Origin of the sequence: Dyella terrae (assembly GCF_004322705.1) — a bacterium.
Taxonomy (GTDB): Bacteria; Pseudomonadota; Gammaproteobacteria; order Xanthomonadales; family Rhodanobacteraceae; genus Dyella_D; species Dyella_D terrae.
In genome coordinates this window covers 536547-551987 of record NZ_SIZZ01000002.1, presented here as the reverse complement: position 1 = coordinate 551987, position 15441 = coordinate 536547, and the positions used below count along the sequence as shown (strand labels likewise).

16 protein-coding genes are annotated in these 15441 nt (G+C 64.0%); 2 read left to right on the top strand and 14 right to left on the bottom strand.

Annotation, left to right across the window (positions count from 1 at the left end; all coding sequences use genetic code 11):
• The first annotated feature begins 69 nt into the window (after positions 1–69).
• On the top strand, positions 70–750 hold the full coding sequence (locus tag EYV96_RS13340) for a hypothetical protein (protein ID WP_131152031.1): 681 nt from the start codon (positions 70–72) through the stop codon (positions 748–750).
• A gap of 101 nt (positions 751–851) precedes the next feature.
• Here the strand turns inward: EYV96_RS13340 and EYV96_RS13335 are convergent, their stop codons facing one another.
• From EYV96_RS13335 to rpoZ, 7 genes are all read right to left on the bottom strand, one after another.
• Positions 852–2147, bottom strand: a complete 1296-nt coding sequence (locus tag EYV96_RS13335) for a citrate synthase (protein WP_131152030.1) — start codon at positions 2145–2147, stop codon at positions 852–854.
• Between the two features lie 259 nt (positions 2148–2406).
• On the bottom strand, positions 2407–2652 hold the full coding sequence (locus EYV96_RS13330) for a type B 50S ribosomal protein L31 (protein ID WP_131152029.1): 246 nt from the start codon (positions 2650–2652) through the stop codon (positions 2407–2409).
• 105 nt (positions 2653–2757) lie between these two features.
• A complete protein-coding gene (locus EYV96_RS13325; RefSeq protein WP_131152028.1) occupies positions 2758–3693 on the bottom strand; it encodes a nucleoside hydrolase in 936 nt (311 codons plus the stop codon).
• 73 nt (positions 3694–3766) lie between these two features.
• Complete coding sequence (gene recG / locus EYV96_RS13320; protein ID WP_131152027.1) at positions 3767–5878, bottom strand: ATP-dependent DNA helicase RecG; 2112 nt, start codon at positions 5876–5878, stop codon at positions 3767–3769.
• 75 nt (positions 5879–5953) lie between these two features.
• Positions 5954–6337 (bottom strand): RidA family protein, encoded by a 384-nt coding sequence (locus EYV96_RS13315; protein WP_131152026.1) that lies wholly within the window; start codon positions 6335–6337, stop codon positions 5954–5956.
• Between the two features lie 144 nt (positions 6338–6481).
• On the bottom strand, positions 6482–8647 hold the full coding sequence (locus EYV96_RS13310; RefSeq protein WP_131152025.1) for a RelA/SpoT family protein: 2166 nt from the start codon (positions 8645–8647) through the stop codon (positions 6482–6484).
• A 133-nt stretch (positions 8648–8780) separates the two neighbouring features.
• Positions 8781–9071, bottom strand: a complete 291-nt coding sequence (rpoZ, locus tag EYV96_RS13305; protein WP_131152024.1) for a DNA-directed RNA polymerase subunit omega — start codon at positions 9069–9071, stop codon at positions 8781–8783.
• Positions 9072–9283: 212 nt separating this feature from the next.
• Here rpoZ and EYV96_RS13300 point away from each other — a divergent pair, with 212 nt between their 5' ends.
• Complete coding sequence (locus tag EYV96_RS13300) at positions 9284–10147, top strand: MlaA family lipoprotein (RefSeq protein ID WP_131152023.1); 864 nt, start codon at positions 9284–9286, stop codon at positions 10145–10147.
• Between the two features lie 75 nt (positions 10148–10222).
• Here EYV96_RS13300 and EYV96_RS13295 read toward each other — a convergent pair whose 3' ends face one another.
• The 7 genes from EYV96_RS13295 to EYV96_RS13265 form a co-directional block, all read right to left on the bottom strand.
• On the bottom strand, positions 10223–10531 hold the full coding sequence (locus EYV96_RS13295; protein WP_131152022.1) for an STAS domain-containing protein: 309 nt from the start codon (positions 10529–10531) through the stop codon (positions 10223–10225).
• Entirely contained in the window at positions 10531–11202 is a 672-nt protein-coding gene (locus EYV96_RS13290) for an MlaC/ttg2D family ABC transporter substrate-binding protein (protein ID WP_131152021.1), read from the bottom strand. Before EYV96_RS13290 ends, EYV96_RS13295 begins: the two co-directional genes overlap by 1 nt.
• A gap of 35 nt (positions 11203–11237) precedes the next feature.
• Positions 11238–12086 carry an outer membrane lipid asymmetry maintenance protein MlaD gene (mlaD, locus tag EYV96_RS13285; RefSeq protein WP_131152020.1) on the bottom strand — a complete coding sequence of 283 codons (849 nt, stop codon included), beginning with the start codon at positions 12084–12086 and terminating at the stop codon, positions 11238–11240.
• 46 nt (positions 12087–12132) lie between these two features.
• Complete coding sequence (mlaE, locus tag EYV96_RS13280) at positions 12133–12900, bottom strand: lipid asymmetry maintenance ABC transporter permease subunit MlaE (RefSeq protein WP_131152019.1); 768 nt, start codon at positions 12898–12900, stop codon at positions 12133–12135.
• A complete protein-coding gene (locus EYV96_RS13275; RefSeq protein WP_131152018.1) occupies positions 12897–13733 on the bottom strand; it encodes an ABC transporter ATP-binding protein in 837 nt (278 codons plus the stop codon). The genes mlaE and EYV96_RS13275 overlap by 4 nt, the downstream gene beginning before the upstream one ends.
• A 148-nt stretch (positions 13734–13881) precedes the next feature.
• Positions 13882–14520, bottom strand: a complete 639-nt coding sequence (gene gmk / locus EYV96_RS13270) for a guanylate kinase (protein WP_131152017.1) — start codon at positions 14518–14520, stop codon at positions 13882–13884.
• Positions 14517–15377, bottom strand: a complete 861-nt coding sequence (locus EYV96_RS13265; RefSeq protein ID WP_131152016.1) for a YicC/YloC family endoribonuclease — start codon at positions 15375–15377, stop codon at positions 14517–14519. The genes gmk and EYV96_RS13265 overlap by 4 nt, the downstream gene beginning before the upstream one ends.
• Positions 15378–15441 lie beyond the last annotated feature (64 nt).

The window sequence follows — 15441 nt, the reverse complement described above, 5'->3', positions numbered from 1 at the left end:
GACGGGTTCAACCCGATTCAGCTGCTCCCGACGATCTTGTCCGCATTCGACCGAGGAGGCCTGACAACCATGGCACGAGGCGAACACCACCGCATCCACGCGCAGGACCGCTTGCAGCGCAACCGGCTCCGCGTCGCCCAGGAAGCCGCACGTCTGATGACGGAGCACGGCATCCGCGATTTTCACCACGCCAAACTCAAGGCCGCCGAACGGCTCGGCGTGCACGATGCGCAGGCGCTGCCGCGCAACAACGAAATCGAAGACGCCTTGCGGGAACACCAGCGCATCTTCCATGCCGACAGCCAACCCCAGCTTTTGCTGGAGCGGCGCGAAGCGGCAATCGAAGCCATGCGCTTTCTCGGAAAGTTCGAGCCTCGCCTTGTCGGCGCCGTCCTGGAAGGCACGGCCGATCGCCACTCGGCGGTTTGCCTGCACGTATTCGCCGACAATCCCGACGACGTGATCCTGTTCCTGCGCGAACAGGGCGTACCGGTCGAAACCCAGACACGCACCCTGCGCCTCACCCGTGATGAGCAGGCGGAATTCCCCGTGTTGCTCTTTGCCGCGGACGGGCTGCCGTTCGACCTGACGGTGATGCCGCGCGATGACCTGCGACAAGCACCCCTGGATCGCGTTGACGAGCGACCGATGCGACGCGCATCACTGACCCAGGTCGAGACGCTGGTCGCCGAGGCAGGTGAAGACGACGAGTTCGAGAAGAAGCTGGCAGGGGCTCTTGGCCGAAAATAGTTGCGAGGGATGCGGGCCACGGACACTTTGCGTTCCCGCAAAAGAAAACGCCCGGCATGTGCCGGGCGTTTTCATTCATGACATGACGTCGATCGAAGCGATCAACGCTTGTCGACGGCCACGTAATCGCGCACGTCGGCGCCGGTGTAGATCTGGCGCGGACGACCAATGCGCGATCCCGGCGTTTCGTGTTGCTCGATCCAGTGGGCGATCCAGCCGGCGGTACGCGCGATGGCGAACATCACGGTGAACATTTCGGTCGGGATACCCAGGGCCTTGTAGATGATGCCCGAGTAGAAGTCGACGTTCGGGTACAGCTTGCGCTCGACGAAGTAGTCGTCCTTCAGCGCCGCCTCTTCCAGCTTCATCGCCACGTCGAGCAGCGGATCGTTGACGCCCAGCTCGTTAAGCACCTTGTGGCACATCTCACGGATGATCTTCGCGCGCGGGTCGAAGTTCTTGTACACACGATGGCCGAAACCCATCAGGCGGAAGTTGTCGTTCTTGTCCTTCGCGCGCTTGACGGCGGTGTCGACCTTGTCGGCCGTGCCGATTTCCTCAAGCATCTTGAGCACGGCTTCGTTCGCGCCACCATGGGCCGGACCCCACAGTGCCGTGATGCCGGCGGCGATCGAGGCGTACGGGTTGGCACCGGTCGAACCGACCAGGCGGACGGTCGAGGTGGAGGCGTTCTGCTCGTGGTCGGCGTGCAGGATGAACAGCAGGTCGAGCGCCTTGGCGGCGACCGGGTTCATCTCGAGCGGCTCGCTCGGCACTTCGAACATCATGTGCAGGAAGCGATCGACGTACTCGAGGTTGTTGCGCGGATAACGGAAGGGCCAGCCGATCGAGTAGCGATAGCAGGCAGCCGCGATGGTCGGCATCTTGGCAATCAGGCGGATGGCAGCCAGCTTGCGGTCTTCGGCGTTATCGACGTTGATGTCGTCGTGATAGAAGGCCGACAGCGAAGCCACCGAAGCGGCCAGCATGGCCATCGGGTGCGCGTCGTGGTGGAAGCCCTTGAAGAAGTCCTTCAGGGACTCGTGCATCATCGTGTGATGCGTGATCTGGTGTTCGAACGCGTTGAACTCGCTCTTGCTCGGCAGTTCGCCATTGAGCAACAGGTACGAGGTTTCAAGGAAGCTCGACTTTTCAGCCAGCTGCTCAATCGGGTAGCCGCGATAGAGCAGGACGCCCTTGTCGCCGTCGATGTAGGTGATGGCGCTCTTGGTGCTGGCGGTGCTGCCGTAGCCCGGGTCGTAGGTGAAGTGACCCGTGTCCTTGTACAGGGTGGCGATGTCGATGCAAGCCGGGCCGAGCGTGCCGCTCAGCAGGGGCAGTTCGCTGCTGCGATTGCTCGATTCATCCACCAGCTTGACGATTTTGGTATCGGACACGGAGACCTCCTTCACTAATGTCGCTACCGACCCGGCTCCGAAAGACGGCCGGGTCGGCAAGGGAATGTAGAAGCACGCGGCCATGGGGGATGGCCAGCGTTGCAACGCCGGCCATTATCGCACATTGGCCCGCCGAACATGCCTTAGCGAATGGTCTGATAGCGGACACGCAAAAACGTGGGGCGAGCTCGCGCTCGCCCCACGATCATGCTGTCTGGCACCCAGGCGTACGCCCGGTTTCCAGCTCCGTCAGCGCGAATTACTTCTGCGCGTAGCGACGGCGGAACTTGTCCACGCGGCCGCCGACGTCGAGGGACTTCTGCTTGCCGGTGTAGAACGGGTGCGAATGGCTCGAGATATCCACCTTGATCAGCGGGTACTCATTGCCATCTTCCCACTTGATGGTTTCCTTGGCGGTAATCGTGGAGCGCGTCAGGAACGCGAACTCGGACGACAGGTCCTGGAACACCACCTGGCGATAATTCGGATGGGTATCGGGCTTCATAACTGAACCAAAGCGGTGGGTGAAAAGAGCGGCATTATAGCGACCAATCGAATTCAATGGCAAGTCCGACAGGGACTTGCCCCGCCATGGCCGCCCCGGGAAGGCTCAGCCTTCAGCACCCAGGGCCCGGCGAACCATGGCTTTGAAGCGATCCTGATCCACGTCCAGCACGATGCGGGCGTTGGCCGGCTGCTTCAGGCGTCGCGCCCAGTCGACGACGGTGGCGCCGCGGGTCAGGCGGCCGTCCAGCTCGATGGCCACGTGGCGGTCTTCGCTACGCGTGATGACGGTCGGATCGATGGCCACGGCCATCGCCAGGGCGTCGGCGGCAATGATGCCGCGACGCTCGTTCGCGGTATTGAATGCGCGCGCCGTGCGGAAAACCTGGCCGAAGAACGTCGCACGCTTGTCACCTGCGGCAAGCCAGCCGTCGAATTCATCCTCATCGAAGGCATGACGCAGCGTGGCTTCCCAGTCGACCAGATCGAAATGCGGGAATGATTCGAAAACCACGTGTGCGGCTTCCGGATCGAAACCGATATTGAATTCGGCCGGGATATTGCCGGTATTGCCATGACCGGTCACTGCGCCGCCCATCACCACCAGGCGCTTCACACGCTGCGGCAGCGTCGGATCCAGGCGCAGCGCCAGGGCCAGATTGGTCAGCGGCGCGAGCGCGACCAGGGTGAGTTCACCCGGACGTTCACGGGTGAGGCGCAGCAGCGCGAGCGCGGCCTGCTCCTGTTCCGCCGGCGTGCGCGGCTCGGGGAAGCCGATGTCGCCAAAACCATCCGTACCATGCACGAACGCGGCATCTTCATCGGGCGCGCGCACCAGCGGCGACGGGCAGCCGGCGAACACCGGCACCTTTGCGTCGACCAGGTCCATCAAGGTCCGCCCGTTGCGGACGGTGTGACCCAGGCCGACGTTTCCCGCGGCAATGCTCAAGGCAACGATATCGGCATGGGCGTGCGCCATCAGGATGGCAAGCGCGTCGTCGACGCCCGGGTCGGTATCGATGAGCAGCTGGGGCTTGGTCATAGCTGGATAAGAACCGTCTTGTTCACATAGGAACGGTCAAGTATGCAGCGACGCGAACGCTTTCTCCATGCCCTCAGGCGTGGGCAAAGCGGGCCGCGCCGCCGATCCAGCGCTCGATCAGGGCCTCGGCCTGACGCGGATGCTCGCTCAGCATGACCTCACCCACGTGTTGCACGGCGGGCAGCAGATGGGCGTCGCGCGACAGGTCGGCGATGCGGAAGGCGAGCTGGCCCGTCTGCCGCGTACCCAGGACTTCGCCCGGACCGCGCAGCTCAAGGTCCTTCTCGGCAATGCGGAAGCCGTCATTGGTATCGCGCATCACCTGAAGGCGCTCCCGCGCCAGCTGCCCCAACGGCGGCTGATAGAGCAGCACGCAACTGGATGCCACCGAACCGCGACCGACCCGCCCGCGCAACTGGTGGAGCTGAGCCAGCCCCAGCCGCTCGCAGTTTTCGATCACCATCAAGCTCGCATTGGGCACGTCGACACCGACTTCGATCACCGTCGTCGCCACCAGCACCGACAATTCGCCAGCTTTAAAGGCATCCATGACCTGCTGCTTTTCCTTCGGCTTCATGCGCCCGTGCACCAGGCCGACGGCGCAATCGGAAAGCGCCGCGGAAAGCTCGGCATGCGCCACTTCCGCCGCCTGCGCACGAAGTTGCTCGGACTCCTCGATCAACGTGCAAACCCAGTAGACCTGGCGCCCCTCGAGACACGCGGCATGAATCCGCTCGATGACCTCACCGCGACGTGCATTGGAAATGGCGATCGTCTGCACGGGCGTGCGACCCGGCGGGAGCTCATCGATGGAAGAGACATCGAGATCGGCGTAGGCACTCATCGCCAGCGTGCGCGGAATGGGCGTGGCGGTGAGGACCAGCTGATGGGGCACGCGATCGCCCTCCTTGCCCTTGTCGCGTAGCTCGAGTCGCTGCTGGACGCCGAAGCGGTGCTGTTCGTCGACGATGACGAGGCCAAGCTTGTTGAAAGCCACACCCTCCTGCATCAACGCATGCGTGCCCACCACGACGGGCGCCCCCGCGGCCACACGGTTTAGCGCCTGCTGACGTGCTTTGCCTGTCACCTTGCCGGCCAGCCACTCCACCTCGATGCCCAAAGGCGCCAGCCAGTGGCGGAAATTGCGCAGATGCTGCTCGGCCAGCAATTCCGTCGGCGCCATCAAGGCCACCTGATAACCCGCCTCCACCGCGGCGAGCGCCGCCAGGGCGGCCACCGCGGTCTTGCCACTGCCCACGTCACCCTGCACGAGACGCAACATCGGATGCGCGCGCCCGATGTCGGCCGCCACGTCGCCGGAAACGCGCCGCTGGGCACCCGTCAACGCGAAAGGAAGCTGGTCAAGGAAGCGCTGGCGAAGCTGGCCATCGCCACCCAGGGGCGGCGAATGCCGACGCTTCACTGCCGCACGCAGGCGTTTCAGGCTCAGGTGCTGCGTCAGCAGCTCTTCGAAAGCGAGGCGTTGCTGCGAGGCATGACGTCCCAGCGTAAGTTCACCCAGATGAGCATCGGCGGGCGGGCGATGCACGTAAAGCAGCGCCTCGCGCAAGGACGAAAGCCCGTGCCTGGCAGCCAGGCTCGCAGGAATCAGCTCAAGCACATCATCGCCCGGCAGCAGAGCCAGCGCCTTGCCGACCACACCGGCGATGCGTTTCTGGCCCAGGCCTTCCGTGGTCGGATACACCGGGGTGAGGCGATCCTCAAGCGCCGGCTCGTCGTCATCGGCGATGCGCGTGTACTGCGGATGGATCATTTCCAGCCCATTGCTGGCGTAACGCGCCTCGCCATAGACCAGCAGCGACACACCGGGCTTGAGTTGGTCGGCCTGCGCCCGATGAAAGTGGAAAAAGCGCAGCGTCAGTGTTTGGTGCGACTCATCGCTGATCGCCACCTTCAGCTGCGGGCGATAGCGAAACCCCCGCTCGACGGCCTCGACCACTCCGCGCACCTGCGCACGATCGCCAGGACGCAGCACATCGATCGGCGTGATCTGCGTGCGATCTTCATAGCGCAACGGAAGATGAAACCAGAGGTCCTGCACACGCTCCAGCCCGATGCGCGCCAGCGATTCCGCCAGTGCAGGCCCGACGCCAGGCAATGCCGAGACGGGCGTCAGCCCGACAGGCACACCTTCGAGGGAAACGGGACGAGAACGAACGGCCATGCATGCAAGCGTAGCCGACCGGCCCGCTGCACACGAGAGCGCCGACACCTGACTCAGGCGTCGGCGCCGAATCGATCAGCCCAGCACCATCACCGCGTCGACTTCCACCTGCGCAGCCTTGGGCAGGCCCGACACTTCGATGGTGGAGCGCGCCGGGTACGGCGCCTGGAAGTATTCGGCCATGACGGCATTCACCGCGGCGAAATTCCCCAGATCGGTGACATAAATGCCCACGCGAACAATGTCCGACAGCTTGCCACCCGCCGCTTCGGCCACCGCGACCAGATTGTCGAACACGCGGCGCGTCTGCGCGGTGATGTCACCCTCAACCAACGCACCCGTCGCCGGATCCAGCGGAATCTGACCCGAGAAGAACACGGTGTTGCCGGCACGCACGGCCTGCGAGTAGGGGCCGATGGCCGAAGGGGCGTTCGGGGTGGCGATGATCTGGCGGGTCATGGACGTATCCGTGGATGGAGTGCAGGGGATAGTAGAGCCGCTCGCGGTGCGATCTGTAAACAGTGAACGGTAAACAGTAAGCGCCAAAGACATGGCTCCTCCTTGTTCACTGCTCACCGTTCACAGGCGGCGCAGCCGCCGACCTCACAACGGGTAACGATACGCTCCGCTGACCACACCCGTCCGACGAACGCGACGAATCACATCAGCCAGATGCTTGCGGTTCTTCACCTCGATGGCGAACAGCAGCGTTGCTGCAGCGGCATCACGCTCGACGTATTCAACATTCTCGATGTTCGAGTTCGCCGCTGCGATGGCCGCTGCCACTGTGGCGAGAACGCCGGGTCGGTTGATGACTTCGATGCGCAGCTCGGCGCGGTAGTCACCTTGCACATCGCGGTCCCATTCGATGGCGACGCAACGCTCCGGCGACTTGCGCAGCTCGACGACGTTCGGGCATTCGACGCGATGCACGACGATGCCCTTGCCCGACGACAGGTAACCGATAATCTCGTCGCCCGGCAGCGGATGGCAGCAATTGCCGAAGCTGAGTACACCGCGTTCCGCACCCGTGATGCGAATCTTTTCGGCCACGTGCGGCGAAGGCGCAGCTTCACCCTTTTGCTTGCCGCGCGCGGCCAGAAGCTGGGTAGCGACAACGTCGGGCATGCGGTTGCCCAGCGCGATGTCGGCAAGCAGCTCTTCGAGTCGCTTGAGTTTGGATGCCTCGAGGAACCGATCAAGCACGGCCGGCGGGATCGCATCGAGGCTGCTGCCTTGTGCGTCGAGCGCGCGATCGAGCATGCGATGGCCGAAGTCAACGGCGTCCTCGTGCTGCAGATGCTTGAGGTACTGGCGAATGGCTGTGCGGGCCTTGCCGGTAACCACCGATTCCAGCCACGCGGGATTCGGCACCGCCGACGGCGCCGTGATGATCTCCACGAGCTGGCCGGATTCGAGTCGGGTACGCAGAGGCAGCAGCTTCTTGTCCACACGCGCGGCCACGGCGTGATCACCCACGTCGGTATGCACGGCGTAAGCGAAGTCCAGCGCCGTCGCGTTGCGCGGCAACGAAAGAATGTCGCCGCGCGGCGTGAACAGATACACCTCGTCCGGGAACAGGTCGATCTTGACGTTCTCGATGAACTCGGAGGAAGACGCCGTATTCGCCTGACTGTCGGCCAACGAGGAAAGCCATTCGCGGGCACGTGCCTGCGCACTGTTGGCCGGACCGCTGTCGGTCTTGTAGGCCCAGTGTGCGGCGACGCCGCGCTCGGCCACCGAATCCATTTCCGCCGTGCGGATCTGCACTTCGATCGGCGCACCGAAGGGCCCCAGCAGCACGGTATGCAGCGACTGGTAGCCGTTCGCCTTCGGGATGGCGATGAAATCCTTGAAGCGACGATCCACCGGCTTATACAGCGAATGCACCGCGCCCAGCGCCATGTAGCAATTCATGGCGTTCTCGACCACGACGCGGAAGCCATAGACGTCCATGAGCTGGGCGAAGCTTTTGTGCTCACTGCGCATCTTCGAATAGATGCTCCACGGCGACTTGATACGCCCGACCACCCTGGCCGTGAGATGCTCGGCCGTCAGGCGCGCGGAAAGCGCGGCTTCGATCTTGCCCATCGCTTCGCGACGATTGCCCAGCGCCGCGCGGATGCGCTCGCTGATCACGCGATAGCGATCGGGATACAGTGCGCGGAAGCCCAGGTCCTGCAGCTCCGCCTTGAACTTGTTCATGCCCAGGCGCTGCGCGATGGGCGCGTAGATCTCCAGCGTTTCGCGCGCGATGCGGCGGCGCGAGGACGAATCCTTGGCGCCCAGCGTACGCATGTTGTGCAGACGATCGGCCAGCTTGATCAGGATAACGCGCAGGTCGCGCGCCATCGCAAGCAGCATCTTGCGGAAGCTCTCGGCGTCCGCTTCCTGGCGGCTGCTGAAACGCATCTTGTCCAGCTTGGTGACACCATCGACCAGCTCGGCCACGGTTTCACCGAACTCACCCGAAAGCTGGGTACGACTGAGCTCGGTATCTTCGAGCGTGTCGTGCAGGATCGCCGCGATGATGGTCTCGGCGTCCAGGCCCAGTTCGGCCAGGATGCCCGCGACCGCCACCGGGTGCGTGATGTACGGCTCACCGCTCTTGCGCGACTGGCCCTCATGGGCCTGCGCACCGACTTCATAAGCACGGATGACGCGTGCTACCTGCGCTTCCGGCAGATAGGCGACACGTTCCTTGAGCGCCTGCACATAGACCGGCAGTGGGGACGTATCCGCAGAGTCGGGATGCGTGGCCGCCGGCATGGAGGGTCGGCCGCCGCTCAGGCTGCCGCCTCACAGGCTGGATGGAAAAAGGTGCCGGCCGAAAGCGCGCGCACGACGACAGCACTGATCGCGTCAGTGCCTTCGCGGCGTCGTTTACAGCCAGCGCCGTCCATCAGTCGTCACCGCCCTTCGAGAGGTCGTCGTCCACTTCGGCGGCAGCCCACTCGAGGGCTTCGCGTTCGGCGCGCTCACGTTCGGCGCGGTCGATCTCGTCGATCGTGGCCTGGTCGATGCGGCGGTCGGCGATCTCGCGCAGGGCCAGCACGGTGGGCTTGTCATGGTCAGGGTTGACGGCCGGTTCCGCGCCCTTGGCCAGCTGGCGGGCGCGCTTGGTCGCCATCAGCACCAGCTCGAATCGGTTATCAACTACCTCGAGGCAGTCTTCGACGGTAATGCGTGCCATTGGGAAATCCTTAGGGAATAAAGCGACTTATAGGTCGCCAGTGTAGCCATGGGGCGCTTTGCTGGCAATGCAGCATGGCCGTATGATGCGCGGTTCAGCCCTGCTGCAGCGCCTCGCGCCCACACTAGGGTTCGCTACACAATATAAGAACCAGGCAGTACACTTATACAATTGCCCCGACGATCCACCTTGCAGCGGACCCCCTGACGCCGATGCCGTCCCTCTTACGAAACCACCTGCTGCGCCTGCTGCCCCTGGTCGCGCTCGCTTTGCTGACGGGCTGCACCATCGCCAAGCCGCGCACCGACGATCCGCTTGAGAAGTTCAACCGGGGTGTCTACAGCTTCAATGACTCCGTCGACAAGGCGGTGATCCGCCCCGTCGCCGTCGGCTATCGCAAGGTGACCAACCCGCCGGTTCGCCGGGCGATGAGCGACTTCTTCACCAATATCCGCATGCCGATCACGGTCGCCAACGACCTGCTGCAGGCGCGCCCGCTCCAGGCGGCGCGTAGCACGGGCCGCTTCCTGGTGAACCTGACACTGGGCATCGGCGGCTTCTTCGACCCGGCCAGCAGCCTGGGGCTGCCCCTGGAAGACAACGACTTTGGCGTCACCCTGGCCCGCTGGGGCGTGCCCGAGGGCGACTTCCTGATGCTGCCCCTGATCGGCCCCACCACCGTCCGCGACGTCTGGCGCCTGCCGGTGGACAGCTACTTCTTCGACCCGCTGAGCTACTACGCGCGCAACAACCACTACGACTACGGCCAGCAGTACCTGCCGCAGCTGATGTATCTGGTGACCCTGCGCTCCCGCGGCATCGATGCAGAGAGCTTCCTGGAGTCGGCCTACGACCCGTACGTGTTCCTGCGCGATGCTTATCGCCAGCAGCGCCTGTACCAGATCTACGACGGCAACCCGCCGGCCGAGGTGATCGAACAGATGCAGGGCCTGAAAGAGCAGGATTTCGATCCGGAAGAACTGCTCGACGAGCAGCACAAGTGGGAGCGCAACCAGCAGCAACAGCCGCCGGCCCAGCAGCAACCCGCACCCCAGGGGCAGGCCGGTCACGGCTGATCCGGGTTTGACGCATCGCAGAAAAAAGGGCCCCAAGGGGCCCTTTTTCGTACCGGCATGTCACCGCGCGTGGACTCAGGCCAGCAACGCGTCCACTTCGCATACCTGGGCAAGGATCCGCATATTTGCCGGCACGTTGGCGACGCTCAGTCGGCGTCCACGCGAGCTGGCTTCGGAAAGCACAGCCAGCACGCAGGCCAACCCGGCGCTGTCGCTGCGCTGCACACCGGCCAGATCCAGCCGCGCCGGGGCGCCAGCTCCATCGACGGCGCCCATGATCGCCTTGAGCGCATCCGCCGCCGTCGCGAACGTCAGCGAACCCGACACGCCAAGCGTGCCGGGTTCGATCTGCGCAAGCGCAAACTGCTGGGCCGGAGCACTCATCAGGAAGAGGCCTTGCCGTCCTTTTCCAGCGTCTCCAGTGCCTTGGAGCCCTGGGTTTCCAGGTTGCTGATCAACTTGTCGACGCCGACCTTGCGGATTTCCGCATCCACCTGGTTGCGGTAGTTGGTAACGTAGGAAATGCCTTCGATGATCACGTCGTACGCCTTCCAGTCGCCCGTGCGGCTCTTGCGAAACGCATAGTCGACCTGGACCGTCTTGCCGTCATCGAGCACCACCTGCGTACGCACCACGGTGCGCTTGTCGTCCAGGCTGCCGTTGAACGGCAGCACCTTCACGCGACCACGCGTGTAGTTCAGCAGGCCCTCGGCATAGCGATGGGTGATCGAGTTGTAGAACGCCTTGGCGAAGCGCTCGCGCTGTGCCGGCGTCGCTTCGCGGGCGTGCTGGCCGAGCACCAGAATCGACGCGTAATCGATGTCGAAATGCGGCAGGAAAATGTCATCGATGACGGTGATGAGCTTTTCCTGGTCTTTCTTCAGCTCGGACTGGTGGCCGTCGATGGCCTTGCCCAACTGGTCAGCAATGCTCTGTACCACTTCGACGGGCGACTGGCCGGCAGGCGCCTGCTGGGCGGCGTCCTGTGCAAAGACCGGAGCGGCCATCACGCCGCTAAAAGCGATGGCGGTGGCAAGAGCCAGACTACGCAACATGGAAAACTCCTGGGATAAAGGGATGGGGGCGGCGATCAATGCTTGTCGCTATCGGCCGGCTTCTTGTCGCTGGGCGAACCGTTGACCAGGAACTTTCCGATCAGGTCTTCCAGCTGAAGGGCCGACTGCGTAAGCACCATCTGATCGCCGTCCTTGAGATTGTCCGGCGAGCCGCCGGGCTGGATCGCAACATACTGGGTGCCGATCAAACCACTGGTGAACACTGCCGCGGCCGAATCATCGGGGATCTGGCTGTACTTCTTGTCGATGGCGAGGGTCACCTCGGCGTCCAGCTTGACCGGGTCGGCCTTCACCGACGCCACGCTGCCGATCGCCACGCCGGCCATCTTCACCGGCGCACCCACGGAGAGCGCACCGACGTTGGTGAAACGGGCGCGGATCCGGTAGCTGCCGGACAGGTTGTCTGCCGCGCCACCCGCACCGAAGAACTTGCCGAGCATTTCTTCCAGCTGCTGCGCCGGGCGCGTCAGCGCCAGCGTGCCACCGTCCGCGACCGGCTTGGTCGAGCTGCCGTACTGGATGCCCACGTACTGGTCGCCCAACAGGCCGCTGGTGAAGATCGTAGCAACCGAATCATCCGGAATCTGGCTGTACCTGGTGTCGATGGCGAGCTTGACGTCCGCCGTCTCCTTGCCCGGATCCAGCACGATCGACTGCACCTGACCAATGCGCACGCCCGCCACCTTCACCGGCGCCCGCTCCTTGAGCTGGCCGATGTTGGCGAAATGCGCTTCGACGACATAGCTCGGGCCGCGACTGCGGTTGGCAACCGACGTCGTCTGCGTGGCGAGATAGCCCAGCGTGGCGAATCCAAGCACGATGAACAGGCCGGTGCCGACGGCATACGATGGTCTCTGGCTCACGGCACGATCCTCATCAGAAAGTTGCGAAAAATGGTCATGGCGATGGTCACATCAGGAACGCGGTGAGCACGAAATCGAGGGCGAGAATGGCGATGGACGAAGCCACCACCGTGCGCGTCGTGGCATAGGCCACGCCTTCGCTGGTCGGCGGCGTCGTATAGCCCTGGAACACGGCAATCAGCGAGACCACCGCACCGAACGCGGCGCTCTTCCAGATCACGCCGTTGAGCACGTCCTTGCCCACCTCGACCGTGGCGGTCATGTTCGACCAGAAGGTGCCGTTGTCGATGCCCAGCCAGCTCACACCCACCAGATGGCCGCCAAGAATGCCCATGGCGCAGAACACGCAGCACAGGAGCGGCATCGCGACGAGGCCAGCCAGGAAGCGCGGCACCGCAACGTAGGCAATCGGATCGACGGCCATCATTTCCATCGCCGCGATCTGGTCGGTGGCGCGCATCAGGCCGATCTCCGCCGTCACCGACGTACCCGCACGACCGGCAAAAAGCAGCGCCGTCACCACCGGCCCAAGTTCGCGGTAGATCGCAATCGCCACCACCGTACCCGTCGCGGAGGTGCCGCCGAAGATCGACAGCACGTCATACAGCTGCAGGCCCAGCACCATGCCGACGAACAGGCCGCAGACCATGATGATGATCAGGCTCATCGCGCCGACGAACCAGATCTGGCGCAGCGTCTCGCGCCCGTGCCGCATGCTGCGCGGCACCGCTGCCAGAATCTGCAGCAGGAACAATCCACAGTTGCCGATTTGCGCCAGCGAACGGGTGACGATGTTTTCGCGTGCCTCGCTCATGCGCCTTCCTTCGTGAATCCAAGCGACGCACCGAGATCGCCCGCCGGATACTGGAACGGCACCGGGCCGTCCGCGTCGCCGCCGAAGAACTGGCGCGTCCACGGCGAACCATCGTTGGCGATGGTGCGCGGATCGCCCTGCGCCACCACCTTGCCGTTGGCAATCAGATAAACGTGGTCGGCCACCTGCTGCACCGCGGCCAGCTCGTGCGCCACCAGCACACTGGTGATGCCCAGCGTCTGGTTGAGGGTGCGTATAAGTTTGAGCACCTGGTTGAGCGCAATCGGATCGAGGCCAACGAAAGGCTCGTCGTACAGGATCAGCATGGGATCGAACACGATCGCACGCGCCAGCGCCACACGTCGCGCCATACCACCCGACAACTCGGTCGGCATCAGCTTCGCCGCGCCACGCAGACCCACGGCCTGCAACTTGGTCAGCACGATGTTGCGGATCAGCACTTCCGGCAGGCTGGTGTGCTGGCGCAGCGGAAACGCCACGTTTTCGAAGACATCGAAATCGGTCAGCAACGCGGAATTCTGGAACAGGTAACCGATGCGCTCACGCAGCTCGAACAGCTGCTCGCGGCCGAGCGTCGGCACGTTGTGACCATCCACCCACACCTCGCCCGCATCGCCGCGCATCTGCCCGGTGATGTGCTTGAGCAGCGTGGTTTTGCCGGTGCCGCTGGGACCCATGATGGCAGTGACCTTGCCGCGCGGGATATCGAGATCCATCGCGTCAAAAATGGTCTTGCCGTTGAGCACCGTGGTCAGGCCACGGACACGCACGATGGCGTCGTCTTCAGGCTTGGCGCGGGTGGGATCGGTCATGGGCAGCATGGCTTCGGGTAAAGGATGGAAGGTAGCCGATGGCGGGGGCGAAGGCTATGACAGGGGCATCGCGGGGTAAGCCGGCGGTTAAGCGCGTGCATTTCACCCGGACGACCTTTCGGTGGACTTGCCATGCCCTGCGAATCGCTCAGGCGAGCAGTTCCGCGATCAGGTTCTCGTGCCGCTTCCACTGCAAGCCGGCGCGCTGCCGCACGGCGTGCACGATGGATTGGAGGTCGGCCAGGGCATCATCGAACTGGTCGTTGACGATGATGTAGTCGAACTCGTGGGCGTGGGAAATTTCCTCGCGCGAGTTGTGCAGGCGCCGCTCGATTACCTCGGCGCTGTCCGAACCCCGTCCGCGCAGACGACGCTCCAGCTCCACACGCGACGGCGGCAGGATGAACACGCTGACGCAATCAGGCTTGCTTTTGCGAATCTGGCGCGCGCCCTGCCAGTCGATTTCCAGCAGCACGTCTTTGCCCTGGCACAGCAGGTCGGACACCGTCGTGCGCGAGGTGCCGTAAAGATTGCCATGCACTTCGGCGTGCTCGAGGAAGATGCCTTCACTGATCTCGCGCTCGAACGCGGCGCGCTCGACGAAGTAGTAATGGCGACCGTACATCTCGCCCGGTCGCGGCGGTCGCGTGGTGTGCGAGATCGACAGTGAAATATCCGGCTCGCGCTCGAGCAGCGCATTGACCAGCGTGGACTTACCGGCACCCGAAGGCGCGGCCACCACGAACAGGGTGCCTTCCAGCGCTCCGTTGGCGTCTGCGGTATTCATTCGATGTTCTGCACCTGCTCACGCATCTGCTCGATGAGCACTTTCAGCTCGACGGCCGCGTTGGTGGTGCGCGAATCGATGGACTTGGAGCCCAGCGTATTTGCCTCGCGGTTGAATTCCTGCATGAGGAAATCCAGGCGACGGCCGACCGGCTCCTTGAGGCCCAGCACGCGACGTGCCTCGCTGATATGCGTGGTGAGGCGATCGAGCTCTTCGTCGACATCGACGCGCGTGACCTGCAGCACCAGTTCCTGCTCCAGACGACTGGGTTCGACCGGCTGCTTCAGGTCAGCCAGGCGCGACTCCAGACGCGCACGCAGGCCTTCGCGAATCTGCGGCATCCACTCGCGCACGTCGGCAACGATGCGCTCGATGCCGTCCAGGCGCTCCTTCAGCAGTTCGGCCAGCTTGGCGCCTTCGCGCTCGCGGGTGGCGGTCAGCGCGGTCAGCGCATCGTCGAGTACGCCGAACAGCGCCGCCTGCAGGACGTCCGGATCGACGTCGGACTGCTGCATCACGCCCGGGAAGCGCAACAACTCGGTGAACTCGATGCGCAGGTTCGGAAAGCGCGACTCCATATCCATGGCCAGCTCCGACAAGCGGCCCAGCATGGCGTGGTTGAGCTGCAGGCTGTCGCTCTTGGTCTCGCTGCGCAGGCGAACCGTCAGGTCCACCTTGCCGCGCGACAGGCGGCTGGCGATGCGCTCGCGCAGGGCCGACTCGAAGCTGCGCAGGTCGTCCGGCAGGCGCGGGCTGAGCTCCAGGTACCGGTGATTGACCGTGCGCAGCTCGCAGCTGAGCGTGCCGACGGGGCCGGTCGTTTCGGCGAAAGCGTAGGCAGTCATGCTGCGGATCATGGGAAAACCTTGCTGTGGCGGGCGGCCGGAAAGGGCGCAATGGTAAACTCTAGCGCCCGCCTTG